Below are 24,251 nucleotides of genomic sequence, written 5' to 3'. Positions count from 1 at the left end.
TCTCCCGTCTTAATCTTCTGGCTCGATGATATGTTTATTATTTGCAAAGGAGACTTGTCGCATGCAAAACCGCAAGTTATGGAAAGTCGGTTTGTTGATCCTCATTTGCGCGATGCTGCTGGTCGGCTTGCAGCGATTCAAGGAAACCGGGCGGGAAGCGGCCGCCCCCGGCCCGCTCGAGGCGGCGGAGCGGCAACTGGCCGGCTTGTACTCGATAGGCCAAGCCGTGACGCCGGATCCGTTCCGCCTGACGCTGAAATGGCAGGGCGAATGGAGCTCGCTGCTTTCCGCGGAGGAAGCCGCCGGCGCATTGGCCAGCCGTTTGGGCCTGCCCGTTCCGGAGGCAGGGACCGTCCAGGGCCGCACGGTTTACGAGATCCAGGGGTTCATTGGGGGATTTCCCGCCGAGTTGGAGCTTACGACCCTGGATGAAGGCCAGCACTATGCGATGCTTCGAATGGAGGCGGCAGGCGGCGACAAGGCGACATTGGAGCGTCTGCAGGAAGCCCAGCGAACGGCGGGCGAATCGCTGGCGGACGAAGGCGTACGGATCGATTGGAACGCCGCGATACAGGGCATGGCCTGGCCTGCGATCGCGGCCGGAAGCCAGGCGGATTCCGGGGTGTCGATGCTTGCCGCCACGCTTGCCGAACTGGAAGCCAAGATCAATCATTTGCCTAAACTCAAGCTGAAGCAGGCGGAAGAGTTTGCGGATGGGCGAACGGCGAGCCGCACCTATTCGGTCGACGCTTTGCCGATTGCGGTTCAAAGCGGCGTCCATCGCGTGGCGCTGCAAGTGGCCGTTCACCGCAACAGCGGCACCGGAATGGACGAGATCACGATCGGGACGCCGCTGTTGAGCGTAGAATTTTGAGCCGAGAATTCGGGAACAGTCAAGGAGGGATGAGGAGAGTGCGCCATCTGCTGCTGTATCCACGAAGCCGCTATTCGGAAATCACGGTCTATGAAACGGACGAGCTGTACGGCGAACGCGGGAGGTTTCGCGTGCTGCAAATCACCAATTCGGAAAAAGTTTAATTAATTTTCTGAAAATCGATTATTTTCTGAAATTTATATGATGGCATCCGCAAGGCGAATATGCTAAAATGGCATCACATCCCGTGATGCCATGTAAAGACATGCCCTTGATCGGGAATCGAGATTAAATTCACCCATCTTACATAGAAAGAATGAGGAGCCATGGCTGAAAATCTAACTCAGGAAACGGTTCGGCCCCCAGGGGCGGTATTTTTCATTTTTGGAGCCACCGGTGACTTGGCGCGCCGCAAGCTCTTCCCGGCCATCTATTCCTTATATCGCGAAGGGAAATTGGCCGAGGATTTCGCCGTGGTTGGCGTCGCCCGGCGTCCGCGCTCGGACGAGGAATTCAAGGACGATCTGTATCGTTCCATCGAGGAATTCTGCCGTTACAAAATCGGCGATAAGGAGCAATGGGCGCGGTTTGCCGATCATTTCTCCTATAAATCGCTGGACATCAACAACGTTGACGGTTACCGCGAACTCAGAGAGTTGACCGAATCCGTGGAGACGCGCTTCGGCATTCCCGGAAACCGCCTGTTTTATTTGGCGTTGGCGCCGGAGTTGTTCGGCAGCGTGTCCTTCAACCTGCGGAAAGGCGGCATGTTGAGCAGCGAAGGCTGGCACCGGCTGGTGATCGAGAAGCCGTTCGGCTACGACCTGCAGTCGGCCCAGAAGCTCAACGAAGAATTGAGCCAGGTGTTCAAGGAAGAGGAAATCTACCGGATCGACCACTATCTCGGCAAAGAAATGGTGCAGAACATCGAGGTGATTCGGTTTGCGAATGCTTTTTTTGAACCCCTGTGGAACAACAAGCATATCGCCAATGTGCAAATTACGCTGAGCGAAACGGTCGGCGTGGAAGAACGCGGCGGGTATTACGATCACGCCGGCGCGCTGCGCGACATGGGACAAAACCATATGCTGCAAATGCTCACGATGATCGCCATGGAGCCGCCTAGCCGCTTGTTTCCCGAGGACATCCGCGATGAGAAGGTGAAGGTGCTGCGCTCGCTGCGGCCTTATGAATCGGCTCAGGAAGTCAAGGAACACGTGGTGCGCGGGCAATACACCGAAGGGGAAGCGCAGGGCAAGAAGTTCCCGGGCTATCGCCAAGAGGATAAGGTTGATCCGAATTCCAATACGGAAACGTATTTTGCGGCCAAAGTCTTTGTGGACAACTTCCGCTGGGCCGGCGTGCCGTTTTATATTCGCACCGGCAAGAGACTTCCCGTCAAAACGACGGAGGTCGTCGTCGAATTCAAGCAGATGCCGACGAACGTCTACCTCGGTCAAAAGCACACGCTGGAGCCGAATCTGCTGGTGATCCGCGTAAATCCGATGGAAGGCATCTACATCAAGATCAATGCCAAGAAGCCGGGGTCGGAATCGCAAATCGAACCGTTGGCGATGGAATTCTGCCAAAGCTGCCTGGTAGGTATCAACTCGCCGGAGGCATACGAACGCCTGATTCATGATGCGGCGCAGGGGGATTCGACGTATTTCACCCGTTGGGACGAAGTGGCGACGGCTTGGGCCTTCGTCGACCGGATCGCCGCCGCTTGGGCGCAGAATCCGTCCGACATCAGCACTTACCCTGCCGGCTCCTGGGGACCGAAAGAAGCCGATGAGCTGCTCGCGAAGGATGGCTTCCATTGGTGGCCGGTGAACGGGCAGGAGGAAGACAATGTCATTTGGATCAAACAGAATTAATTCGGATCACGCTGTCACCCGCAAAGGCGGCGGACGAATAGAATAAGGATGGCTGGAAACACCTTCATGTCCCGGCAAGGGCGTAAGGTGTTTTTGCTTAACAGAGGGACAAAATATGTTACAATAGAGAACGTGAATTTGTGAGAACGAGAGGAAAGTGAGCATGAGCAAAGCATTGGACCAAGTGCTGCAGCAGGAAGTGGACAAACGGCGCACGTTTGCGATCATTTCCCACCCGGACGCCGGGAAAACGACGCTGACCGAAAAACTGCTGCTGTTCGGCGGCGCGATTCGCCTCGCCGGTTCGGTCAAGGCGCGCAAAGCAAGCAAACACGCGACGAGTGATTGGATGGAAATTGAGAAGCAACGGGGGATTTCCGTCACTTCTTCCGTCATGCAGTTTGATTATAACGGCCATCGGGTGAACATTCTGGATACGCCGGGCCACCAGGATTTCTCGGAGGATACCTACCGCACGTTGACCGCGGCGGACAGCGCTGTCATGCTGATCGACGTGGCCAAAGGCGTCGAGGCGCAGACGATTAAGCTGTTCCAGGTGTGCGCGAAACGGGGCATTCCGATCTTCACCTTCATTAACAAGCTGGACCGGGAAGGCCGGAATCCGTTTGAGTTGATGGAGGAAATCGAGCAGGTGCTGGGCATCCGCTCGGTCCCGATGAACTGGCCGATCGGTATGGGCCGCGAGCTGTCCGGCGTTTACGACCGGATGAAGAACCAGGTCGAGCTGTTCCAAGGCGACGATCATCAGGCGATTCAGGTGAAAAAAGTGGAGGATTACCATGATCCGGTCATTCGCGAAATGGCGGGCGACTACCTCCACGATCAGCTGTGCCAGGATTTGGAGCTGCTGGACGTCGCGGGCGATCCGTTTGATTTGGAGAAGGTGCGCCGCGGAGAACTGACGCCGGTCTTTTTCGGCAGTGCGGTCAACAACTTCGGCGTGCAGACGTTTCTGGAGAACTTCCTGCAGCTGGCGCCCAAGCCGGAGCCGCGCCGCAGCACGCAGGGCATGATCGAACCGACGAACGAGAAGTTCTCGGGATATGTGTTCAAAATCCAGGCGAACATGAACCCGGCCCACCGCGACCGGATCGCTTTCCTGCGCATCGTGTCCGGCAAGTTCGAACGCGGCATGTCCGTCAAGCATGTGCGTGCGGGCAAGGAAATCAAGTTGTCCCAGCCGCAGCAATTCCTGGCCCAGGACCGCGATATCGTCAGCGAGGCGTATCCGGGCGACATCATCGGGCTGTTTGACCCGGGGATTTTCCGGATCGGCGACTCGCTGAGCCAAGGCAGCGAAATTGTATTCGACGAGCTGCCGACGTTCTCGCCGGAGATTTTCGCCAAGGTGACGGTGAAGAACGCACTCAAACATAAGCAATATCAGAAAGGCATCGATCAGTTGACCGAGGAAGGTACGATCCAGGTGTTCACGACGGTTGGCTTCGAGGATACGCTGCTGGGCGTGGTCGGACAGCTCCAGTTCGAGGTGTTCGAGTACCGGATGAAAGGCGAATACGGCGTGGATGTGCAACTGCAGCGGATGCCGTTCCAGTTCGCGCGCTGGATTGTGGGCGACAAGATCGATCCTTCCAAGTTCCGGATCAATTCGACGTTGGTGAAGGATAAGAAAGGCAACTACGTCGCGTTGTTCGAGAACGAATACGCGATGCGGACGGCGATGGAGAAAAATCCGGACGCCAAGTTTTTGGAGACGGCGCCTTAATTCGTTCGTCGGTTGAGGGAACGGGCGGCGGTTTCAAGCGGCGCGAAATATTGATTTTAGCGAGCCCTCCGTCCGTCTGGCGACGGGCAGAAGGCTCGCTTGTTTTTTCAGGGCAGAATTATTTCAAAGGCTTGAGGCTGGTATGATCCACCTGCTCTTTAAGCACGGACAGGAGTTCGTTTTGTTCGGACGCATCGATATGCTTCCAGATCGTTTCGAAGACGACGCCAAGGCCCGGCAACGCCGTTTCCTGGGCATCGATCGAGCCTTCGATCATCTCCCGCAGCCCCTGTTCGTCCTGGCCGTGGATTTTGTGCATTATCGCTTGACGCAAATCGAGTGTAATCGATGGCATGCCTTTTCCCTCCTTGAAATATATGACTTGCCCGGTGTTAATTTGCCCGATCGGTTCGGGGAACATACAAGCATTCGCTGTTTCTGGTGATCCCAGGTAAACCCCCTGCTGTCCGGACGCTTTGCACGATTATCCCGTTTGATCAGATCCGTTTCACTAACCTGCATGTTGTTTTCCCTGAATGGTCTGTTTCGCTGAACTTGATTCTGGTTTGCTCCACATCCCGGCCGCCCCTCTTGCCCCACCCTTAACGAAAGGGATAATGGTACAAAGCAGCAGCCGTGCAGGGACAACTGCGCATGAGGGATTTCCCCAAGCGAGTCAACTCGTTAGCGGGATTGTGGTATACTAATTCGGATGGATTATGTTATGGGTGGTGAGAACATGGCAAATACAGCCAAAAAACAGTTTGCCGTGATTGGCATGGGCCGATTTGGATTAAGCGTGGCAACTTCACTCAGCAGCATGGGGTTTGACGTACTGGCTATCGATACGGACGAGCATCATACGCAAGCCGTGGCGAACCTGGTCACGCATGCCGTTTCCGCGGACTCCACCGATGAAGAGGCGCTGCGCGCGCTGGGAATTCGCAATTTTGACGTCGTCGTCGTGGCTATCGGGGAGGATATCCAGGCCAGTATTTTAACGACGCTGATCCTGAAGGACATGGGCGGCCCGCTCATTGTGGTCAAGGCCCAAAACGAACTGCACGGCAAGGTTTTGCAGAAAATCGGGGCCGATAAGGTCATTTTTCCGGAACGCGATATGGGACTGAGGGTGGCGCATCATCTGACCTCCCCGAACATATTGGATTATATCGAACTGTCCGAGGAGTACAGTATCGTGGAGATGCGCGTCAGCTCGCAGATGGTCGGCAAGAACCTTATCGAGCTGGATATCCGTGCGAGGTTCGGCTGCAACGTCATGGCGATCAAACGGGGCAGCAAAATGAATATTTCGCCGGCGGCAACGGATCGGCTGACGGAAGAGGACGTGCTCGTTATCGTCGGCGAGAAAGGCGATTTGACGAAGTTGGAGCTGGCCTACGCGGAGTCTTAAGGCAAACCGTCCGGTACGTTCGCTCGAACCCGTCGGCTTTTGTAAATCATGATGACTAGCTGATTAAGGATGAAGCAGGTATGGAAATTAGGTCTCCGCAGAACTCCCGCGTCAAAGAATGGGCCGGGCTGCTTGAGAAGAAAAACCGGGACAAACAGGGCAAATATTTGATCGAAGGCCTTCATCTGGTGCAGGAGGCGCTGCAGGCGCGGGCCGATGTGGAATGCGTCTGCTACGACACCGTCGGCGGCATTCCCGCCGAGCTGCAGTCAGCGGTGTCCGCGGGATTGGACGCCGAGTGGATCGGCGTGTCCGCCGCCGTGATTGCCAAATGCAGCGATACGAAGACGCCGCAGCCGGTGTTCGCGGTCGTGCGCAAGGACCGCGGGCCGATCGCTCCGCTCCTGGACCGGGAGCGGAGCCTGGTGGTGGTGCTGGACGGCGTGCAGGATCCCGGCAACGTTGGCACGATCATCCGCAGCGCCGACGCGGTCGGTGCGGATGGGGTGATCGTCGGCGCCGGCTGCGCCGACATCTACGGGCCCAAGGTGCTGCGCGCCACGATGGGCTCGCTGTTCCATCTGCCGGTCGTGCACGGCGACCTGGCGGAGGTGCTGCCGCAGGCGAAGCAGCGGGGCATCCGGCTGGCCGGCACGAGCTTGCAGGCGGCGGCGAACTGCTTCGCCTACGACTTCACGCAGCCGGTGTGGCTGCTGTTCGGCAGCGAAGGCAGCGGCCTCAGCCCGGAAGTCCGCGCGCTGATGGACGACGGCCTGCTGATTCCGATGCGCGGCAAGGCCGAATCGCTGAACGTGGCGATGGCGGCCTCGGTGCTGTTGTACGAAGCGATGCGGCAGCGGTATTTTTCGTCGACCCAGAATTCCGGTCCATTCCCCCAATAATAGGCTTCTATCTCCTTCATAAGCGAAACGTAAAACCCCGAAGCCGGATCGACTGGTTTCGGGGTTTTATCTAGGAGTAGCCTTTGAGGGTTAGGTTCGAATGCAGCGCTTTTTTGTTCAATTCCAAGTCCTGCAGATAGTGGTTGATTTTCGAGTCCAATTGTTCGATGAGGTATGTATGAGTATCCTCGATATGCTCCTCCCGGCAAAACGCGGACATCGCCAGCAGACCGTCGGCATAGTGCTTTGTCTCCTGAATGGCCGTGTTCAGCTTCTCCTTATACAGCCGTTTGACCGATCCGTTGATCCGTTTTATCTCGTAGTAACGCTTGGTTTCAACGAGCAATCTCCACGGCGTAATCTCGGAATAAAGCTGATCTTTTCTTAATTCCAAGGTGACTTGGTACAGTGTTTTCGAGCTGGTCATGATGAAGATCCCCTTGTATATTTATACATAATAATGAATATTATAACACGAATCATGAGCGCTTTTAAGTCTGAATCGGAGCACTTCCCAACTAAAAAAGTGATACTAAAGTACTATAAGCAAACGATTATGAAAAATCAAGTGATAAATCGTACAATCTTCCGTTACCATCCGCGCGTCCTTCTTTTTTGCCCCTGTCCCGCATAGCTTTTAGAGTAGTGGTTCATCGAGTTTCGAATATCTTCCGGAAAGAAGTTTCCCGCTGCAGAGGGGGTGCAACATGCGGATACGACGACGCGGATGGCGGAGCCGGACAAGACGGCCAAAGCGCAGGCGGAAAATCTGGATTGCCGTCGTGATCATCGCCATCTTCGGGTTGTTTCAATTTGTTCAGTATGTGGAAAGCCGGATGACGGGGCCGATCATTCACTTGGCTCAGATCCGGGTCAAGCAGATCGCCACGGAATCGATCAACGACGCAATTTCCGCCCAGGTGGCGAATCAACAGCAGGTGGGGCAACTGATCGATTGGAAAACGGACGATAACGGAAAAATCACCGGGTTTATGCTGAATTACTCCGCCCATATGAAGGTGACGTCCGAGACGATTCAAACGGTTCGGCATACGCTGGACGAAGTGGCTCGGCTATCGGAATCCATCCCGTTGGGGCAGGCGCTCGGCAGTCCGATCCTGGCTTCCTTCGGCCCAAGCATCCCGATCAAGATCGAGCCGAAAGGCGATGTGAAGGTCGACTTGAATACCCGTCGCCAGGACGCCGGCATTAACATGATCCTTGTGGAAGTGTTCCTCCGGGTAAAAACGGAACTGGCCGTGGTCGTCCCCTTTAACATGGAGTCGCAGGCGGTGGAGACGGAAATTCCGGTCTCATACCTGCTTGTCGTTGGGGATGTGCCCATGTACTATTATGACAGTAAAGGCAATCCGGTCGGCGAGGGCGGGGCCGATGCGCCGAACATTGCGCTCCCGGTGCTGCCGGGCGGGCACGGCACGGCCGAAACACCGAACACCAACAAGGAAGATACGGTCATCCCGAACGGAGCCGAGGGGCCGGGGGCGGGCGAAATCGAGGGAAATGCAGGAGGAGGAAACGTGGGCTCGAAGGAGCCGCTCGATACGGAATCCGGTGCAGGGGGACAACATTAAAGGGCGCCGGTCATCTTCTGGGCGCCCTTTTGTTTTTTTTGGAGCGTTCGGCTTGCTCCCATTTCTTTAGCAGCGGGTATGGATCAAACGCCCACTCCGTGCTTCCGGTATCCCGGTAGATCCCGTAATGCAGGTGCGGCGGAAATTTCCCCGACGTGCCTGGCGGGCCGTAACCGCTGCTGCCGACCCATCCGATCGTTTGTCCCGGTTCGACGAAATGGCCGACTTCAATGCCTTTCTCATAACCTTGCAGGTGCGCATAGTAGTGGTATCGATTGTTGATATCCCGGATGCCGATTCGCCATCCTCCGTAGGGGTTCCATCCTTTCGTTTCCACCACGCCGTAGCATACGCTGCGAACGGTTACGCCCATCGGGGCGAACAGGTCGGTTCCCTCGTGGATGCGTCGACCGCCCCAGCCGCGCCGGTCTCCCCAGGTATCGCGATAGGTATAGGTGCTGCGTAAAGGCAACGGAAAAACGCTGTCGGACAAATCCAGACGACCCCAGTGATTGTACATTTTCGCGAATTGGCGGATCCGCTCTACAGCGGAATCGTTTTGGTAGTATCGCCACAGCGCGATGCGGAAGTCCTCTTCCTTATAGCCGAAGCCGGTTAAATAAGAAGCCATGGTGTACAAGGCGTCCCGATCGTTTTTAGGATCGGCCGCCCCATCGGATGTGGCGTCTTTCCCGCTGCCGCCGAACAATTCGATCGTGGCCGGATTTCGGTCCTCGGGATCGGGGTTTAGCGGACCACTCCAAAACGCTTCCTTGAAGCGGAAGCCGGTGAGCTGCTGCTCCTGCTGCCTTTGTTCCTTGCGCGGCGTGATTGTCCGTTCGTATTGATCGACGGCGGCCAGCCAATACCAAGGAACTTTTGTCAGCAACCCCATTTCCTCGTATAATATGCGCCGCTGTTCGTACACGCCGGAAACCGCCTCCGCCGCGGGAGTTCCCTGGGCTTCGGCATCCGCGGAGCCAAACCCGAGTCCCGGCCATAATGAGGCGATAAGCGCCGCGCTGACGACACACCCAACCGCTTTGCCGCGGGCAAACCAATAAGACCTCAAGGCAAGTATTCCTCCTTCGCCTTTTTTTTTGCACGCGATTCGTGACCTCTCTTAGATTGAGGCAAACGATGTGTTTTTATTCCATTTGGCGAAGTAGGTTTTTCCAGCGGTTTCATGATATAATAAATGGCGCTACGGTTTAAATCACAAGAAGGAAGGTCTTGCGCTTTGGCAAAACAAATCCAGGAACCGAAACCGGATTGGATTCGTATCAAGCTGACGACAGGAGACAATTACCAAGACATCAAGCAAATGATGCGCTCCAAAACTTTACATACCGTGTGTGAAGAAGCGCGTTGTCCGAATATATACGAGTGCTGGGCGAACCGCACCGCGACGTTTATGATTTTAGGCGATATTTGCACGCGAGCCTGCCGCTTCTGCGCGGTAAATACCGGTCTGCCGACCGAGCTTGACCTGCAGGAGCCGCAGCGCGTAGCCGAAGCGGCGGAGCAGATGAATTTGCGTCACTGCGTCGTGACTAGCGTGGCCAGGGACGACCTAAAGGACGGCGGGGCTGGCATTTTCGCCGGAACCATAAAGGCGATCCGCGAACGCTTGCCTCTATGCAGCGTAGAGGTGCTTATCCCGGACTTCCAGGGGGACGAAGAAGCGCTTCGCATCGTCATGGAGGCGAAGCCGGATATTCTGAACCATAACATCGAAACGGTGGAACGGTTATCCGACCGCGTCCGGGCGAAAGCGAAGTATCGCCGGTCCCTGGAGCTGCTCCGGCGGGCAAAAGCGATGAAGCCGGAGATTCCGACGAAGTCCAGCATCATGCTTGGCGTCGGAGAGGAATGGGAGGAGATTTTGCAGGCGATGGAGGATCTGCGGGCCGTGGATTGCGATATTTTGACAATCGGTCAATATCTTCAGCCTTCTCCGCAGCATCTGCGCGTAGAGAAGTATTACAAGCCCGAGCAGTTTGCGGAGTTAAAGGAAGAAGGCATGAAGCGGGGATTCAGCCACGTGGAATCCGGTCCGCTCGTACGCAGCTCGTACCACGCCCATGAACAGGTCAACTCGGCCAAGAAGCATGCAGGCGTGCCCACTTCGTCGTAAAGCATAAGGAGGATGGATCCTTTGATTCAAATCGGCGGCAGAACCTATGAACTGATTCAAAATTATCGGGACGCTTGGAATCCCGAAGCTTTTAAACAACGGTACAGCGAAGTACTTGATCGTTATGATTACATTATCGGCGATTGGGGTTACGAGAAGCTCCGGCTCAAAGGCTTTTTGCGGGATAATCATCCCAAAGCGAACCGGGATACCGCTTATTCCGGCATCACGGATTATATCAATGAATACTGCAATTTCGGCTGTGCCTATTTCGTTCTCCAGAAGGTGAAGGACAATCATAAGGACAAGGATGCCGGAAGCGGAAAAGTCGCGCAGTCGCATGAAACGGAAACGGCCCCCGAATAATCGGAGGCCGTTTGTGTGTTTATTTTAGGGATAAGTTCAGAATGCCTTGTTTATAGCTCCATGTCAGTTTCGGGTATTTCTTTTGGAATTCGTGCAGCTCAAGATAGGATTCGCCATCGACCATCTTGGCCGTTTTGGCGGCCAACGTGAAGCCGGTTTGCTTCCCGAGGCGGTCCGTGATAGTCAATTTCCCGTTGCTTGAGGTCCAGGACGGCGTGCCTTGAACCAGCGCCGCCAACAAGCGGGATGGAGCGTACACTTGATTGCCGCTTTGAATGACATCGATATAACCCGGGAAAGCAGCGCCGTTAATGCTTAACGAAGCCGGTCCCCCTCTTACGCTTATGTGTCGTACTCCGGCTTCATACATCCCGGTAATCAACTGTGCCGCGGCATTGTTGTTCACTTCGATGTCCGGTTTCAGGCCGATGTGGTTAAAATCCAGCATGTTCGGCGTCAGATAAGCTTGAACGGTCAGCTTCAGGGAGCTGCCATTGGACAAGGGGAAGACGTTCTGGATGCGAGCTTTGCCGTAAGTTTGCGCGCCGACGACCTTGGCGATCCCGTTGTCCCGCAGCGCCCCCGTCAATATTTCCGAAGCGCTGGCGGTGAGTCCGTTGGTCAACACCACCACCGGCATTCCGATGTCTTTGCCGCCCGTGATCTCTACAGACTCCAGTTCATCGCCTTGGCCGGAAATGTACATCAGTACGCCATCCTTCATGAAATGTTTGGCGATATTGACCGCCGACTCGACGTAACCGCCCAAGTTGTCGCGCAGGTCCAATACCAGCGCACCGATTCCTTCCTGCCGTAGGGCGGCCAGTTTTTCCGCGAATTCCTCGTCCGCCGTATCGGAGAAGGAGGAGATGGCAATGTAGCCGACCTTACTCGCAGGAATGACCGACCCGGTGACCGAAGGCAACGAGAAGTGGGCCCGGGTGATTGGATAAACCAAGGCTTGTCCGCTCCGGCTAACCGTAATTTTGACCTGGCTGTTCTCTTCACCTTGAATTCGCGCCACATCTTCGCTGTGGGTCACCGGCTGCCCGTCGACCTTGGTAATGATATCGCCCGCTTGAAGTCCCGCTTTGGATGCGGGGGAGTTGGGCAGCACATCGGTGACGTATAGCTTGTCGTTGTAGAAGCGAAGCGTAACCCCAATGCCGACAAATTCCTGATTGAGGCCGTCCTCGAAACTTTGAAGCTCCTCTTTGGTGAAGTAATCGCTATAGGGGTCGTCCAGCGAATAAACCATACCCCGGATCGCATTGTCGAGGAATTCCTGGCGCTCCACGCCTTCGATGTTATAGGTTTCCAAATAATCCAATACTTCCTGGAGCGTTTGGAGGTCGGCGGAAGTTTCCGTCGAGTCCAGCGGAATGATCGTTCCGGCCTCGGCGGTGCCGGCAGTTCCGGCCGGCGTTCCCGCCGCTTCTGCCGCTTGCGGCAAGCCGAGCAGCGTTAGGGACAACATCGGAATTAAAGCATACTTGCGGAATGAAGTTAGAATCATATTCAGTTCTTCCTTTGCATGATTTTCGAAATTCGAAGAGCTTGTCTTGCCCGCCCGGTTAGTCCAGGAACGCATTGCGCACCCGGCTCCAGAACGGAAACGGCCGATAGCGGACAAAGCTGATCTTCCGTTCGGACACCTGACAGCGGACGGAGATCAAATCGTCCATCGGCAGGTTCACATGATCAATCGTCAGCAGCAAATTCTGTTCCTTGCGCGAATAGATATCGCAGTGATGGTGCTTGGGCAGCACCAGCGGAGAACCAAGCGTCCGGAATACCCGATTATTGATCGAGGCAATTTCCGTGATCTGCAACGCTTCGATCGTCGGATGGATCATCGCTCCCCCCAGGCTTTTGTTGTAAGCGGTGCTGCCTGACGGGGTGGATACGCATATGCCGTCCCCGCGGAACATTTCAAACATCTGGTCGTTGATATCCACTTGGGCCACGACGGTGCCGTCGACGCCCTTCAGCGTGAACTCGTTCAAGCAAATGTGAGAGGAAACGCCCGACCTCTTCTGAATCTCCAGCTCGATCAAGGGATAACGGACGATGCGCGGCCTAAGCAATCCGGGGTCCGCATGCCCGCTCATCATTTGCACCAGATCGGGGATTTCGTCGGCTTTCCAGTCGGCGTAAAAGCCCAAATGGCCGGTGTGGATTCCGACAAAAGCGATGGAAGGAATTTGATCGATAAAGGTATGGAAGGCATGAAGCATCGTGCCGTCTCCGCCGATGGAGACGACGATATCCGGGGATTTTGCATCCAATTCAAGCCCTTGCTGCGCGGCGAGCTTATGGAAGGTTTGGCTCAATTCGACGGATAGTTGATCCCCACGGTCCAGTACATAGTATCTCAAGTTGACGAGCTCCTTTTAGAGAGGCTGTTCAAAAAAACGTTTTTGAACACGCGCTTGAATATCCTTTTGTAAAGATCATAATCAATTCGCCAGCAGAACACAACGTTTCATTTTCGGTGCCGGCGGCGAATGAATCCGATCAGGAATGACAAACTAAGCAGGGCGGTCATCGTCATCAGAAAGAACCGGAATGCCTCCGGAACGGCTTGCCAACCGTAATGGGCCCGAGGATGTCCAAGCTCGGGCGAAGCGATTCCCCACGCCGGAGCGGATCCCATGAGCGGGTTCCAGATGAGCAGCAGCAGCCCGGCGGATAATACGGCGTGAAGAAAACGCGCCAACAGGAACGGGAAATAACGCAGGTCCGAGCTGTTTAAAATGCTGGCAACCTGTGCATGCACCGATAAGCCGCCCCAAGAGAGAATAAATGCCGCCGTCGCCGCCATGAACATCAGCGGAATGCCCTGCGGGGCCGCCGCCGCTTTGGCGCCCAAAGTGACTTCGAACAGCCCGCCCATCAGCGGCTCCGCCAACGGGCTCGGCAACCCCAAGAGCGGCAACAGATGGCGGAACCCGGCATAAAGCGAACTCATGAAGCCCGCGGCAGTGAGTACTTCGAGGATGACGGAGAAAAACACGACCAGGCCGCCGACGACGGTCATGAGTTGGAGGGAAGAGGCTACCGCTTGCCGCAGCAGCTCGCCAAGGCTGCGCCCGTCCTGAATCCGGGCCTCATGCATCGCCCGCAGCGCCAGCTTCAGGCTGAAGCGCCCGGGTTCGCCTTTCGCTGCGGGGGCGGCCGCTTCCTTGCGGTCAGGACGATAGAATCGCATGATCAGGCCGATCAGCAATGCCCCCCCGTAATGGGATAAGGCGAGCGCGCCAGCCAGCTTGGGATTGCCGAAGAAACCGACCGAGACCGCCCCGATCAGAAAGATTGGGTCGGACGACGTGGTGAAAGAGACGAGACGTTCTCCCTCGACTCGGGAAACGAGGCGCTGCTCGCGCAACTGGGTGGCGAGCTTGGCACTTACGGGGTAGCCGGAGGCAAAACCCATGGCGAGCACAAATCCGCCGCTGCCCGGGATACGAAACAACGGTCTCATCAGCGGGTCGAGCAGCTTGCCGAGAAAATGGACGATACCAAAGCCAAGCAGCACCTCGGAAATAACGAAGAACGGAAACAAGGACGGGAACAGCACGTCCCACCAAATGGCCAAACCGCGGATTCCGGCCTGCCAGGAAGCTTCCGGGTAGCCGATCATCAGTACGGCCAGCATAAGCGCGGCAGAGAGGAACAAAAAAGCCGTTATGCGTTTCACCATGGGTACGCCTCCATATTTAATCATAGTGAAGTTTATGATTTGACTGGGACAAACAGCACAAAAAAATGAAGGAAGCGGTTTCAATAAGGGCTGATATTTTTGAGCTTCTATGCTAAAATGATTCTTGAAGACCAATATGGATCTTTAGAACCAGCTGCGATCCTATCATACACGGTGCAGCAGCCCAATTTTGTGGATGGAGGGATGTTCATGAGCATTGTCGCAGGAGTTCTCGTCTGTGCTTTTGTTTATGTGATCCGCGCCTCTCTCGTCCATTCCGGCGAAGAGGATTGGCGCAGCTACTGAGATTCGAGACCTGCATAACGTAGAAGCTCCGGTAGGAGCTTTTATTTTTTTTTGTTATAATGAAGGAAAACGGAGGCGGTGAACCGATTGAATCCAAGCTTAAGCCTATACGATAACCTTGGCGGCGAAGGGGCGATCCGGCGACTGGTGGAGGCCTTCTATCCCAGGGTTCAGCGCGACCCGTTGCTCGGCCCTTTGTTCCCGGAAGACATCACCCCGGTGATGGAGAAGCAATTCATGTTTTTGTCACAGTTTTTCGGTGGTCCGCCCCTCTATTCCGAGGCCGTTGGCCATCCGATGATGCGTGCCCGGCACCTGCCGTTTCCGGTAACGACGGAACGCGCACATGCCTGGCTGGCCTGCATGAGCGCCGCACTGGAGGAGATTGGCGTTGAAGAGTCGCTGCGGGGAGTCGTGCTGGAGCGTTTGTCCGGTCCGGCTTTCCATTTTGTGAACACCCCTTGACGAATCCGGGACGATCCGCCGGGTGGACTTTTGAAAGGAAGTAGAACGATTTGGAACTTGAACCCCTGTATCAGATCAAAGTCACTTGCATCCATTGCCAAAATGAATTTTCGACCTCGCGCGTGCGCCCCAGTTTTAAGCGGGCCGTGCGCACGGACACGGACTTTTGCCGGTATTATCAGAAGGATAATCCGGATTATTACGTGGTGCGGGTATGCCCTTCCTGCGGCTTTGCTTCGACGGAGAACTCCGTGGCCCGCTTGACCGACCGGCAGAAAGCTCGATTCCAGGAGGCGATCGGCAGTCGATTCAACCAGAAGAGCTACGGCGGTCATCGCGACTGGGAAGAAGCTATGGAAACTTACAAGCTTGGGCTGATTTGTGCCCAGACCATCGGGGAGACGGACCGGATCATCGCCAGCTTGCTGCATCACATCGCTTGGCTGTATCGGTACAAAAACAATGCCGAACAGGAGAAGCGTTTTCTGGAGCATTCATTGGAGGCGTATATCCGCGTTTACGAAAATGAAGCCGTCAGCGGCAACGATGCCCGCCTGATGTACTTGATCGGCGAGTTGCACCGGCGGGTCGGGAAATACAACGATGCGGTCAAATGGTTTGGGCGCGTCATCAACGATAAGCGGATCGTGGACGCGGCGATGATTCGGGCTTCCCGTGAGCAGTGGGCGCTGTTGCGTGAAGAGATGCTAAGCGGCGGACATGAGCTGCCGGAGGAGATGCGCGGCTGAACGGACAAGCGACCGCTTGGCGATTCAGGCATGACGAAGGGCCGTCCCGGAGGAAGCGGCCCTTCGTCATGCAGAGAAATCGATTCGTCGCATTTGTTCCGCGCCAATTGCTTTACCGGACGACCGTATCGGTCAGCAGGTAATCGCTGTCGCAGTCCAAGACATGAAGCTTGTTTCCGCAGCAGGGAAAAACCAACAGCTTCTTTTTGCCTTCATGGATCGTTTTCAGCTCGCGGGGCTTCAGCGGCAGCAGCACGTTGCTGCTGGAGCAAAACGGGCACTCATGTACATATACATCCCCCATGACTACGTCATAGGGCCACGACTGATTGAAGGGGATCATGAAGGTTCGGTTTCTTGACCGGTTTGACCGGCCGCCTCGGATCCCGAATCGGCGGACGTGTTGCCCGCTTCCTCTTTGGCCAGTTCAGCGATTTTTTGCATCAAAATGTGCTGCGGCATATGCATAAGGTGCTCGATCGGCACTTTGAGCTTTGCGGCTAATTTCACGGCGGTATCCGCCGAAATTTGCAACGGCTTCATCACATATCCCTCCTGTGTGTAGCATCTATATAATAGTGCAGCCTTTACTAGCATACACTGATATCCCATAAGCCATCAATCCTAACGATGCGGAAAGGAAGCGAAATTTATGTCACGTTTTTCCGGAACGATACAACCCACTTGGGAACTGGAGACCATTTTCCCGGGAGGTTCGGCCTCCACTGCGCTGCGCGATCATTTGAATGCCCTGGAACGGGATGTTGCCGCGTTCCAGGCCAAGCTGCAAACGCTGGAGGCGCCGACCGCGCTGGAGGAAACGAAAGCGCTGGACGGCCTGATCGCGGATCTTCAAGCGGCGGCCGCCCGTCTGCATGAAGCCAATAGCTTTGTCGGCTGTTTGACCGCGCAGGATCAGCATGACAAGAAAGCGATCCAACTGGATGCCAGAATCACCTCTTTAAACGCCTCATTTAGCAATGTCATGACCCTGTTCTGGAACGTTCTCCGGTTGACGAACGATGAGGTATGGCAAGCCTGGATGGAGCGGGAAGAAATCGCGCCGATCTCCTTCGTGCTTCGCGAGAAGCGGGATCAAGCCCGGGAGAAGCTGGCGCCGGAGCTGGAAAACCTGGTTTCCGACTTGGCCGTGGACGGCTACCATGGCTGGGGCCAGCATTACGATACGATCGTCTCCAAAGTTGGCGTGTCTTTTGAAGAAGCGGACGGCGAAGTGAAGACGTTATCGGTAGGCCAGGCTGCCAACAAGCTGGACGACCCGGACCGGAACGTACGGGAGCGCGTGTTTGCCAGTTGGGAGGAAGCTTGGACGAAGTCGGAGGACTATTGCGCCGATACGCTGAATCGGTTGGCCGGGTTTCGGCTGAAGTTGTACGAAAAACGCGGTTGGGGCGATGTTCTGAAGGAACCGCTGGCCATCAACCGGATGACCCAAGCCACGTTGGACACGATGTGGCAGGTGATCGTCGAAAACAAGCCGAAATTCGTGGCTTATCTGGAGCGCAAAGCCAAGCTGCTTGGCGTAGAGAAACTGAGCTGGACCGACGTGGATTCCCCGCTGGGCCAAGCGGCCGGCAAAATTACGTATGAACAGGCCGCCGAGGACATCGTCCAGCAGTTTGGTCATTTCAGCCCCAAGCTGGCCGAGTTCGCCACGATGGCGTTCAACAAACGCTGGATCGAGGCGGAGGACCGTCCCGGCAAACGTCCGGGTGGATTCTGCACCTCCCTGCCGAAGAGCAAGCAAACGCGGATTTTCATGACGTTCGGCGGTACGGTTTCCAACGTTTATACGCTGGCGCATGAGCTTGGGCATGCTTATCACCAGTACGTAATGGAAGAGCTGCCGATTTTTAATCAGGACTATGCGATGAACGTGGCGGAGACCGCTTCGACGTTTGCCGAAATGATCTTGGCCGACGCCTTCGTGAAAAATGCGGCGAATGACCAGGAGAAAATCGTTCTGCTCGCCGACAAGGTCCAAAATTCGCTAGCCTTCTACATGAATATTCATGCCCGCTTCCTGTTCGAAACCCGGTTCTACGAGAAGCGCCGGCAAGGCGTGCTGGATGCTGCCGAACTGTCCGAGCTGATGGAAGAAGCGCAACGCGAAGCCTTCCAAGACGCGCTGGGCAGCTATCATCCGCATTTCTGGGCGTCCAAGCTGCACTTCTATATCACGGATGTGCCTTTTTATAATTTCCCCTACACCTTTGGGTATATGTTCAGCACCGGGCTTTACGCGCTGGCGCAGCGGGAAGGCCAAAGCTTTGCGGCAAAATACGATGCGCTGCTGCGAGACACCGGCCGGATGACGGTGGAAGAATTGGCCGCGAAACATCTTGGCGTCGATTTGACGAAGCCGGATTTTTGGCGCGAAGCGATGGCGGTGAACGTAGCCGATGTCGACGCATTTTTGGAACTGACCCGATAAAGGGAAGAGATCCTGTCCAACATCGCATGATGCGGGCTTTCGAGAGAAGGCCCGCTTTAATTTTTGCCGAAAGATGGCGAAGGATTCATATTTATTAGGGATTAATAACCAAATATGTTGCATATTGTTGATTGAAAGGAAAATATATCCTATAATGTGACATAAGCCCTATATCATAGGTTGCGATTTTTGGGGAAAGGTGGGAGGATATGCTGAAAGCCGAGCAAATTTCGCTCGTTAGGCAGATCGACATGGTCTTTAAGGAGCTGGAGGAGGAATTGTCGGGGTTGTCTTCGGGAACCGTATTTCTGCAGATCCGGAATAATACCGTCGGTAAGTTTGGAATCCGCCACAATCCGATTGCCGGAAGAAACGGACAGCTGAGTGAAGAGCCTCATGGGTTAAATGCGGAACAAATCCACTCTTTTCGGACGATGGCGATTCAAGCGCTTCAGTTCAAGCGTTACTGGACGCACGGCGAGATCAGCTACGAATTCGCATTGCGTCAAGGGGCCGTGGTCATCGATGCGGTCATGGAATCGAATTACAACATGGCCAATTTGCTGATCCAGCGGTACCCGCATAAGGATAGCGGCACACATACATACAGAAACCTATCTTCCTAAGACTGGTTTTCGGCAGGCGCATCACGATCTTTCGATTCTTATGGATTCACGGGGAAACAGGCGATCTGCCGAGCAGACCGCCTGTTTCTATAGTGGGTAATTGGAGAATGCAAAGTTACAGGCTCGAACGACCCGACAATTGCTGCTCCGCCAGTTGAACCAAACGTTTCGTGATGTAGCCCCCAAGAGATCCGGTTTCACGGGAAGTGTAGTTCCCATAGTAACCGTCTTGCGGAATTTGTACGCCCAATTCCTGAGCTGCTTCGAATTTCAGTTGTTGCAGCGCAGCGTTTGCTTGAGGAACAATAAGGTTATTACGGCTTCCGCGGCTTTGACCTGCCATGTTTGTCACCTCCTTTGGCGTTTGTGATGTTAGTATGGTTCGTAGGTTGCAAAATATGCGGGGACACCCAAATCAATAGGAGTGGTAATTATTTCTTCGGGCCGAAAAATCGCGCAACCACGCAAAAAAACCGCCCTCTCGAGAAGGCGGAATTTCTGAAAAAAGGTTGCAATCAGCCGTGATCCGGATAGATCATTTCCAAGGAAAGGTTCAGTTCCAGCGTTTGCTGCGGCGTCAGCTCGATGAGTCCGGTTTCGTTGGCCGGAAGGGTTAGATTCGGCGCGTCCGGCAGCCAAGTGTAAGGCTCGATGCAGAAGAATTGATCCGCCTCGCCCTTCGAATAGATGACCCAGAATTTAAAATGCTCCGGATCGGCAGCGTAACGAAGCCCGTAGCCGTCATCGCGCATCATCAAAGCTTCGACCGGTTTGCCGCCGATGCGCAGCATGGTATCGCAATTGACGCCCTGCAGGTTCATGCCCGAGTTTAACGCTTCCCAAACGCCTAACGGAGCGGTTTCTCCGGTAGGGATATTTTCCTCGTCCGGAACGAAGAGGTCCGACACGGGCAACTGCAGATTCCAGCGATGGGGCTCGCCGTCAATCTGAAACCAGGTATGCAGGCCCAAACCGAAGGGAGCGGGATTTTGGCCCAGGTGGGTAATTCTAAAGGTTTGCTTCAAGCTTGCTCCCTGCAGCCTGAGCGTCATCTCCAGCTTCAACGGCTCGGGATATTGCCGGATCCAGCCGGGATCGTCGGCGGTTACGAATTCGGTCGTAATGGCGCAGCCTTCATCATCCTCTTCGATATCGCTTACGCACCAGCTCTGCGTCCGATGCAACCCATGAATGTGATTGTCGTTCGCCGTGTTGCGGTCGAACTGATATTCCTGCCCGGCATACGTGAACCGCCCTCGGCGAATGCGCCCGGGAGGAGTCAAGAGCGGGATGCCGAAATGATAGGGCTTCTGCAAATAGAATTCAAGCTCGTTTTCTTCCGGATGACGCAGCACATCGCGCTGCTGGACATTGTCCCATATACGAATAATGTTATTTCCGAGGCGGGGTAGCAGCGTGACTTCAAGTTCGCGGCTATGTAAGATGTACGTATCGTAACCGTTCCATTGCCCTTTGGTCACCTTTTTCATATCGTTGCTCCTTTTCCCACATAATCAGATCCTTCAAGCTAGACTAATCATAACACTTTTTCCGTTGGACGAAAAATGGAATTGACACCATGGCCTGTGCAATTTAAGATGATAGGCATAACCATAATGCGATGATGAGGGGAAGTAAGCGAAGAATCCGACATGCAGAAAGCCGGTGGATGATGCGAACCGGCGGAGGAGCTTGCGCCGAATGGGCCTCGGAGCGCCGGGTTGAACGCAAGGGGACGCGGGCCTTTTGCCAGTATGCCGGCCGCTTGATCCACGTTACGGATCGGAAAGGCTGATTGTTAGGAGGGCCGGCGTCTACCGATGCCGCAAGGGTTGCTCCATGAATCGGCAAAAGAGGGTGGCACCACGGTCTCACGTCCCTTGCGGGCGTGGGGCCTTTTTGCATTTAGGCGGCTGCACCCGCATCAACACGGGGATCTACGTAAACCTTAACGAGATGAAGGAGGAGTTTCCGTCATGAAAAAAGTACTATCCGGCATCCAACCCAGCGGCAAGCTGACGCTGGGCAATTACATCGGAGCCATCAAAAATTTCGTCACCTTGCAGCATGAACATGCCTGCAACTTTATGGTCGTGGATCTGCACGCGATCACGGTTCCGCAGGAGCCGGCCGCGCTGACGGAGCAATCCGAAGCGGTGGCGGCGCTGTATATCGCCGCCGGCATCGACCCGAACAAAGCCAATGTGTACCTGCAATCCCACGTCATGCAGCATGCGCAGCTCGGATGGCTGTTAACGACGCTCACCTCGATGGGCGAATTGGAACGGATGACGCAATTCAAAGACAAGTCGGCCGGCAAGGAGTCCGTCGGGGCGGGGCTGTTCGTCTATCCCGCTTTGATGGCGGCGGACATCTTGATTTATAACGCGGACCTGGTGCCGGTCGGGGAAGACCAGAAGCAGCATCTGGAATTGACCCGCGATTTGGCCGGACGGTTCAATCACCGGTTCGGCGACTACTTTACACTGCCGGATCCGTATATTCCGGAAGTTGGCGCACGAATCATGTCCCTGGACGACGCCTCCAAGAAAATGAGCAAAAGCAATCCGAATCCGGGCAGCTACATTGCGCTCTTGGATACGCCGGACGAGATCCGCAAGAAGATCAGCCGGGCGACCACGGATTCGGGCCGCGAGGTCAGATTCGATCCGGCGGGCAAGCCGGAGGTCAGCAATTTGATCACGATCTACAGCCAATGCTCGGGGCTCTCGATCGCCGAGGTGGAGCGGCGTTACGAAGGGCAAATGTACGGGCCGTTCAAGAAGGACCTGGCCGAAGTCGTCGTCGGCGTGCTGGAGCCGCTCCAGCAGCGCTACCGCGAGATTCGCGAGTCGGGGGAACTGCGCAGCATTTTGCGGCAAGGCGCGGAAAGAGCGTCCGAAATGGCCGAGAAAACGCTGCAGGATGTCCAGCGCCTGATGGGGTTTGTCGGGAAATAACGGGAAGAAGAATGGGACAGGGTGTGCTTGGGGCTGAAGATTGCCTCGGGCAGACCCTTTTTCCATTCGAGCGTTCTGCTGGATGACGGAGGGAGACAAAACGAGGGTTCAGGTACGGTAAATCACGGTGCAGCAGATACGGTAGAGTGTTTGGCTACGGCGCATGTAGATGATCTGATCCGGCTTTGTTTGGACAAATAAATATCATATCCACGAAAGCCGCCGGGACACGCCCGGCGGCTTTCGTGTCACCAAATTGTCATAGTTATCATGCGATATTCCATCGATTGTCAAACACTTCTGGGTTTTGATATGATAAAGTTTATAGCGAGAGGCTTAAAATGTTGAAAATTTTATGAACGATCGATATAGGTGCACTTAAATTAACTCTATTCCAATTGTAGGAGGATTGAATCGCGCGTGGACAAACCAATAAGTGTTCAGGCTTCTGCGGAATCCGCTGCGTTGTCCGTGAGACCTACTCCTCCGGGAGAGACAGCGACTTGGAAAGACTTCATCGCCTTGACCAAACCGGGCATTTTGCGCTCGAACCTGATCGCCGCGTTTGCCGGATTTTGGGTGGCTTCCCGCTGGGAACTCGATTATATTCCATTAATTGTCATGCTGCTGGGTACGGCGCTGGTGATGGCGTCGTCTTGTGTTTTTAACAATTATTTCGACCGGGAAATGGATATGAAGATGGCCCGGACGAAGAACCGCGCTCTTCCCACGGGGAAATTGTCTCCGAAGACGGTGTTGTGGTATGCGGTGATTTTGGGTGTCTCAGGCTTATCGGTATTGTATGCCTTCTCCGGTCCGTTGGCCGGGTTGTTCGGTATGGCAGGCATGTTCGTCTATGTGGTCGTTTATACGCTGTGGCTCAAGCGCAGCTCGACCTGGAGCACGTCGATCGGCGCGATATCCGGCGCCATGCCTCCGGTTATCGGCTATGTCGCTGCCTCGGGCCGCATCGACCTGGGCGCCTGGATGCTGTTCGCCCTGCTCTTCCTGTGGCAGCCGCCCCATTTCTGGGCGCTGGGGATTCGCCGCACGGAGGAATACCGGGCGGCCGGTTTTCCGTTGCTGCCTGTCGTCAAAGGCATTCCGCGGACCAAGCTGCAGATGATTCCCTATCTCGTTCTGCTCGTTCCGATTCCGATTCTCATGTATGCGTACGGCTATACGGGCGTCTGGTTCCTGGCAATCGGCAGCGTTCTTTCGGTTGCCTGGCTGATTATGGCGCTTCAGGGATTCCGGGCGAAGGATAACGATGTTTGGGCGAAACGGGTATTTTTATTTTCGGTCAATTATTTAACGATTGCCTTGATCGTCATGATATTGGATACGGTAAGGCTGTAATGGGGGATGGGGAATGGCGGTTTTGAAAAAATACAAATGGACGTGGATTCTGCTGGCGATCTGTGTGATTTTGGCCGGATATCTGCTCTGGGATACGTACGCCAAACCCAAGCTGCCGGTCATTCGTCCCGTTGCGGATTTTAGCATGGAAAACGTGGACGGCAAGACGGTATCGCTGCAGGATACGAACGGCAAAGTCCGGCTATTCTATTTCTTCTTCGCCAATTGCCCCGACGTGTGCCCGATTACGACCTTCCGGTTGAGCCAAGTGCAGGATATTTTGAAGGATAAGGGTCTGTTCGGCAAAGAGGCGTCCATCGTATCGATCACGTTTGATCCGGAACGCGACACGCTGGAGAATATCAAGGCGTTTGGCGATAAATTCAAGGCGGATTATTCCGGTTGGTATTTCCTGCGCGGGGATCAGCAAAAGACGATCGATCTGGCGATGGATTCGTTTAAAATCCTGATTGATCAGGACGAGGACGGGAACTTCGTGCATATGGACTTGATCGGTCTCGTGGACCGCGACGGCCGGCTGCGGGAGATTTACCGGCCGGAGGCGACGCCGGACGAAATTGCCGCGGGCGTCGCGGGTCTGGTTAAGGAATAGCGGAGCGTAGGTAAATCCTACGTGAGCAACGGAGCGACCGTCTGAATTCAAGATTCGACGCCGAGTCCGCTCCTTTGAATTCACTTCGCGATCAAAATTAGGCTTT

Annotated in this window: 27 protein-coding genes; 17 read left to right on the top strand and 10 right to left on the bottom strand. The window is 55.0% G+C overall.

What is annotated here, in order from left to right; translation table 11 throughout:
- Nucleotides 1-61 precede the first annotated feature (61 nt).
- The 4 genes from ACZF99_RS21850 to ACZF99_RS21835 all read left to right on the top strand — a co-directional run bounded on the left by ACZF99_RS21850 (nucleotide 62) and on the right by ACZF99_RS21835 (nucleotide 4,498).
- Nucleotides 62-874, top strand: a complete 813-nt coding sequence (locus tag ACZF99_RS21850) for a hypothetical protein (RefSeq protein WP_483607076.1) — start codon at nucleotides 62-64, stop codon at nucleotides 872-874.
- A gap of 38 nt (nucleotides 875-912) precedes the next feature.
- Nucleotides 913-1,038: a hypothetical protein gene (locus tag ACZF99_RS21845; RefSeq protein ID WP_483607075.1), complete on the top strand. Its 126-nt coding sequence runs from the start codon at nucleotides 913-915 to the stop codon at nucleotides 1,036-1,038.
- A 162-nt stretch (nucleotides 1,039-1,200) separates the two neighbouring features.
- The gene (gene zwf, locus ACZF99_RS21840) at nucleotides 1,201-2,751 is read left to right on the top strand and encodes a glucose-6-phosphate dehydrogenase (protein ID WP_483607074.1); all 1,551 of its coding nucleotides are present in this window, start codon (nucleotides 1,201-1,203) and stop codon (nucleotides 2,749-2,751) included.
- Between the two features lie 163 nt (nucleotides 2,752-2,914).
- The gene (locus ACZF99_RS21835) at nucleotides 2,915-4,498 is read left to right on the top strand and encodes a peptide chain release factor 3 (protein WP_483607073.1); all 1,584 of its coding nucleotides are present in this window, start codon (nucleotides 2,915-2,917) and stop codon (nucleotides 4,496-4,498) included.
- 118 nt (nucleotides 4,499-4,616) lie between these two features.
- Here ACZF99_RS21835 and sspI read toward each other — a convergent pair whose 3' ends face one another.
- Entirely contained in the window at nucleotides 4,617-4,853 is a 237-nt protein-coding gene (sspI, locus tag ACZF99_RS21830) for a small acid-soluble spore protein SspI (RefSeq protein ID WP_483607072.1), read from the bottom strand.
- A 384-nt stretch (nucleotides 4,854-5,237) separates the two neighbouring features.
- On the opposite strand from sspI, the gene ACZF99_RS21825 reads away from it, so the two are divergent.
- Together ACZF99_RS21825 and ACZF99_RS21820 are read left to right on the top strand one after the other, a co-directional pair.
- On the top strand, nucleotides 5,238-5,912 hold the full coding sequence (locus ACZF99_RS21825) for a potassium channel family protein (protein ID WP_483607070.1): 675 nt from the start codon (nucleotides 5,238-5,240) through the stop codon (nucleotides 5,910-5,912).
- A gap of 80 nt (nucleotides 5,913-5,992) precedes the next feature.
- Complete coding sequence (locus ACZF99_RS21820; RefSeq protein WP_483607068.1) at nucleotides 5,993-6,814, top strand: TrmH family RNA methyltransferase; 822 nt, start codon at nucleotides 5,993-5,995, stop codon at nucleotides 6,812-6,814.
- 70 nt (nucleotides 6,815-6,884) lie between these two features.
- Here the strand turns inward: ACZF99_RS21820 and ACZF99_RS21815 are convergent, their stop codons facing one another.
- Nucleotides 6,885-7,241 (bottom strand): hypothetical protein, encoded by a 357-nt coding sequence (locus ACZF99_RS21815; RefSeq protein WP_483607067.1) that lies wholly within the window; start codon nucleotides 7,239-7,241, stop codon nucleotides 6,885-6,887.
- 280 nt (nucleotides 7,242-7,521) lie between these two features.
- Here ACZF99_RS21815 and yunB point away from each other — a divergent pair, with 280 nt between their 5' ends.
- The gene (yunB, locus tag ACZF99_RS21810; protein WP_483607065.1) at nucleotides 7,522-8,406 is read left to right on the top strand and encodes a sporulation protein YunB; all 885 of its coding nucleotides are present in this window, start codon (nucleotides 7,522-7,524) and stop codon (nucleotides 8,404-8,406) included.
- Between the two features lie 10 nt (nucleotides 8,407-8,416).
- On the opposite strand, the gene ACZF99_RS21805 is transcribed toward yunB, so the two are convergent.
- Nucleotides 8,417-9,478 (bottom strand): M23 family metallopeptidase, encoded by a 1,062-nt coding sequence (locus ACZF99_RS21805; protein WP_483607063.1) that lies wholly within the window; start codon nucleotides 9,476-9,478, stop codon nucleotides 8,417-8,419.
- Nucleotides 9,479-9,646: 168 nt separating this feature from the next.
- Here ACZF99_RS21805 and lipA point away from each other — a divergent pair, with 168 nt between their 5' ends.
- Nucleotides 9,647-10,543 (top strand): lipoyl synthase, encoded by an 897-nt coding sequence (lipA, locus tag ACZF99_RS21800; protein ID WP_483607061.1) that lies wholly within the window; start codon nucleotides 9,647-9,649, stop codon nucleotides 10,541-10,543.
- A 12-nt stretch (nucleotides 10,544-10,555) separates the two neighbouring features.
- Entirely contained in the window at nucleotides 10,556-10,909 is a 354-nt protein-coding gene (locus ACZF99_RS21795) for a YutD family protein (protein ID WP_483607060.1), read from the top strand.
- A 19-nt stretch (nucleotides 10,910-10,928) separates the two neighbouring features.
- Here the strand turns inward: ACZF99_RS21795 and ACZF99_RS21790 are convergent, their stop codons facing one another.
- The 3 genes from ACZF99_RS21790 to ylbJ form a co-directional block, all read right to left on the bottom strand.
- Nucleotides 10,929-12,425 (bottom strand): S41 family peptidase, encoded by a 1,497-nt coding sequence (locus ACZF99_RS21790; protein ID WP_483607059.1) that lies wholly within the window; start codon nucleotides 12,423-12,425, stop codon nucleotides 10,929-10,931.
- A gap of 58 nt (nucleotides 12,426-12,483) precedes the next feature.
- Nucleotides 12,484-13,287 carry an NAD kinase gene (locus ACZF99_RS21785; RefSeq protein ID WP_483607058.1) on the bottom strand — a complete coding sequence of 268 codons (804 nt, stop codon included), beginning with the start codon at nucleotides 13,285-13,287 and terminating at the stop codon, nucleotides 12,484-12,486.
- A gap of 107 nt (nucleotides 13,288-13,394) precedes the next feature.
- Nucleotides 13,395-14,612, bottom strand: a complete 1,218-nt coding sequence (gene ylbJ, locus ACZF99_RS21780) for a sporulation integral membrane protein YlbJ (protein ID WP_483607057.1) — start codon at nucleotides 14,610-14,612, stop codon at nucleotides 13,395-13,397.
- A 393-nt stretch (nucleotides 14,613-15,005) separates the two neighbouring features.
- Between ylbJ and ACZF99_RS21775 the strand changes: the two genes are divergently transcribed.
- Complete coding sequence (locus ACZF99_RS21775) at nucleotides 15,006-15,383, top strand: globin domain-containing protein (protein WP_483612888.1); 378 nt, start codon at nucleotides 15,006-15,008, stop codon at nucleotides 15,381-15,383.
- Nucleotides 15,384-15,433: 50 nt separating this feature from the next.
- The gene (locus ACZF99_RS21770) at nucleotides 15,434-16,132 is read left to right on the top strand and encodes a DUF2225 domain-containing protein (protein WP_483607056.1); all 699 of its coding nucleotides are present in this window, start codon (nucleotides 15,434-15,436) and stop codon (nucleotides 16,130-16,132) included.
- A 112-nt stretch (nucleotides 16,133-16,244) separates the two neighbouring features.
- Here ACZF99_RS21770 and ACZF99_RS21765 read toward each other — a convergent pair whose 3' ends face one another.
- Nucleotides 16,245-16,475: a hypothetical protein gene (locus ACZF99_RS21765; protein WP_483607054.1), complete on the bottom strand. Its 231-nt coding sequence runs from the start codon at nucleotides 16,473-16,475 to the stop codon at nucleotides 16,245-16,247.
- Nucleotides 16,472-16,675: a YycC family protein gene (locus tag ACZF99_RS21760; protein WP_483607052.1), complete on the bottom strand. Its 204-nt coding sequence runs from the start codon at nucleotides 16,673-16,675 to the stop codon at nucleotides 16,472-16,474. The genes ACZF99_RS21765 and ACZF99_RS21760 overlap by 4 nt, the downstream gene beginning before the upstream one ends.
- Nucleotides 16,676-16,784: 109 nt before the next feature.
- Here ACZF99_RS21760 and ACZF99_RS21755 point away from each other — a divergent pair, with 109 nt between their 5' ends.
- Both ACZF99_RS21755 and ACZF99_RS21750 read left to right on the top strand, forming a co-directional pair.
- A complete protein-coding gene (locus ACZF99_RS21755; RefSeq protein ID WP_483607051.1) occupies nucleotides 16,785-18,587 on the top strand; it encodes a M3 family oligoendopeptidase in 1,803 nt (600 codons plus the stop codon).
- A 209-nt stretch (nucleotides 18,588-18,796) separates the two neighbouring features.
- Nucleotides 18,797-19,213, top strand: a complete 417-nt coding sequence (locus tag ACZF99_RS21750; protein WP_483607050.1) for an O-methyltransferase — start codon at nucleotides 18,797-18,799, stop codon at nucleotides 19,211-19,213.
- Nucleotides 19,214-19,328: 115 nt separating this feature from the next.
- On the opposite strand, the gene ACZF99_RS21745 is transcribed toward ACZF99_RS21750, so the two are convergent.
- Together ACZF99_RS21745 and ACZF99_RS21740 are read right to left on the bottom strand one after the other, a co-directional pair.
- Nucleotides 19,329-19,556, bottom strand: a complete 228-nt coding sequence (locus ACZF99_RS21745) for an alpha/beta-type small acid-soluble spore protein (RefSeq protein ID WP_483607049.1) — start codon at nucleotides 19,554-19,556, stop codon at nucleotides 19,329-19,331.
- A gap of 172 nt (nucleotides 19,557-19,728) precedes the next feature.
- The gene (locus ACZF99_RS21740) at nucleotides 19,729-20,703 is read right to left on the bottom strand and encodes an aldose epimerase family protein (RefSeq protein WP_483607048.1); all 975 of its coding nucleotides are present in this window, start codon (nucleotides 20,701-20,703) and stop codon (nucleotides 19,729-19,731) included.
- Nucleotides 20,704-20,882: 179 nt separating this feature from the next.
- On the opposite strand from ACZF99_RS21740, the gene ACZF99_RS21735 reads away from it, so the two are divergent.
- The 4 genes from ACZF99_RS21735 (at nucleotide 20,883) to ACZF99_RS21720 (ending at nucleotide 24,145) form a co-directional block, all read left to right on the top strand.
- Nucleotides 20,883-21,008 (top strand): hypothetical protein, encoded by a 126-nt coding sequence (locus tag ACZF99_RS21735; RefSeq protein ID WP_483607046.1) that lies wholly within the window; start codon nucleotides 20,883-20,885, stop codon nucleotides 21,006-21,008.
- Between the two features lie 181 nt (nucleotides 21,009-21,189).
- A complete protein-coding gene (gene trpS, locus ACZF99_RS21730) occupies nucleotides 21,190-22,173 on the top strand; it encodes a tryptophan--tRNA ligase (RefSeq protein WP_483607044.1) in 984 nt (327 codons plus the stop codon).
- 420 nt (nucleotides 22,174-22,593) lie between these two features.
- Nucleotides 22,594-23,532 carry a heme o synthase gene (gene cyoE, locus ACZF99_RS21725; protein WP_483607043.1) on the top strand — a complete coding sequence of 313 codons (939 nt, stop codon included), beginning with the start codon at nucleotides 22,594-22,596 and terminating at the stop codon, nucleotides 23,530-23,532.
- 13 nt (nucleotides 23,533-23,545) lie between these two features.
- Nucleotides 23,546-24,145, top strand: coding sequence for an SCO family protein (locus ACZF99_RS21720; protein ID WP_483607041.1), 600 nt, complete (start codon nucleotides 23,546-23,548; stop codon nucleotides 24,143-24,145).
- Nucleotides 24,146-24,251: the final 106 nt, after the last annotated feature.

This window comes from Paenibacillus sp. JL3B1040 (assembly GCF_057063165.1).
This window is presented reverse-complemented; position numbering and strand designations above follow the sequence as displayed.

What these genes read in the sequence shown, in the direction of transcription:
- ACZF99_RS21835 (WP_483607073.1), top strand. Translation starts at nt 2,915, where the DNA reads ATGAGCAAAGCATTGGACCAAGTGCTGCAGCAGGAAGTGGACAAACGG.
- ACZF99_RS21795 (WP_483607060.1), top strand. Translation starts at nt 10,556, where the DNA reads ATGGATCCTTTGATTCAAATCGGCGGCAGAACCTATGAACTGATTCAA.
- zwf (WP_483607074.1), top strand. Translation starts at nt 1,201, where the DNA reads ATGGCTGAAAATCTAACTCAGGAAACGGTTCGGCCCCCAGGGGCGGTA.
- ACZF99_RS21755 (WP_483607051.1), top strand. Translation starts at nt 16,785, where the DNA reads ATGTCACGTTTTTCCGGAACGATACAACCCACTTGGGAACTGGAGACC.
- ACZF99_RS21790 (WP_483607059.1), bottom strand. Translation starts at nt 12,425, where the DNA reads ATGATTCTAACTTCATTCCGCAAGTATGCTTTAATTCCGATGTTGTCC.
- ACZF99_RS21815 (WP_483607067.1), bottom strand. Translation starts at nt 7,241, where the DNA reads ATGACCAGCTCGAAAACACTGTACCAAGTCACCTTGGAATTAAGAAAA.
- ACZF99_RS21825 (WP_483607070.1), top strand. Translation starts at nt 5,238, where the DNA reads ATGGCAAATACAGCCAAAAAACAGTTTGCCGTGATTGGCATGGGCCGA.
- ACZF99_RS21850 (WP_483607076.1), top strand. Translation starts at nt 62, where the DNA reads ATGCAAAACCGCAAGTTATGGAAAGTCGGTTTGTTGATCCTCATTTGC.
- ACZF99_RS21745 (WP_483607049.1), bottom strand. Translation starts at nt 19,556, where the DNA reads ATGGCAGGTCAAAGCCGCGGAAGCCGTAATAACCTTATTGTTCCTCAA.
- ACZF99_RS21720 (WP_483607041.1), top strand. Translation starts at nt 23,546, where the DNA reads ATGGCGGTTTTGAAAAAATACAAATGGACGTGGATTCTGCTGGCGATC.
- trpS (WP_483607044.1), top strand. Translation starts at nt 21,190, where the DNA reads ATGAAAAAAGTACTATCCGGCATCCAACCCAGCGGCAAGCTGACGCTG.
- ACZF99_RS21760 (WP_483607052.1), bottom strand. Translation starts at nt 16,675, where the DNA reads ATGAAGCCGTTGCAAATTTCGGCGGATACCGCCGTGAAATTAGCCGCA.
- ACZF99_RS21765 (WP_483607054.1), bottom strand. Translation starts at nt 16,475, where the DNA reads ATGATCCCCTTCAATCAGTCGTGGCCCTATGACGTAGTCATGGGGGAT.
- ACZF99_RS21750 (WP_483607050.1), top strand. Translation starts at nt 18,797, where the DNA reads ATGCTGAAAGCCGAGCAAATTTCGCTCGTTAGGCAGATCGACATGGTC.
- ACZF99_RS21820 (WP_483607068.1), top strand. Translation starts at nt 5,993, where the DNA reads ATGGAAATTAGGTCTCCGCAGAACTCCCGCGTCAAAGAATGGGCCGGG.
- sspI (WP_483607072.1), bottom strand. Translation starts at nt 4,853, where the DNA reads ATGCCATCGATTACACTCGATTTGCGTCAAGCGATAATGCACAAAATC.
- ylbJ (WP_483607057.1), bottom strand. Translation starts at nt 14,612, where the DNA reads ATGGTGAAACGCATAACGGCTTTTTTGTTCCTCTCTGCCGCGCTTATG.
- yunB (WP_483607065.1), top strand. Translation starts at nt 7,522, where the DNA reads ATGCGGATACGACGACGCGGATGGCGGAGCCGGACAAGACGGCCAAAG.
- ACZF99_RS21740 (WP_483607048.1), bottom strand. Translation starts at nt 20,703, where the DNA reads ATGAAAAAGGTGACCAAAGGGCAATGGAACGGTTACGATACGTACATC.
- ACZF99_RS21735 (WP_483607046.1), top strand. Translation starts at nt 20,883, where the DNA reads ATGATGCGAACCGGCGGAGGAGCTTGCGCCGAATGGGCCTCGGAGCGC.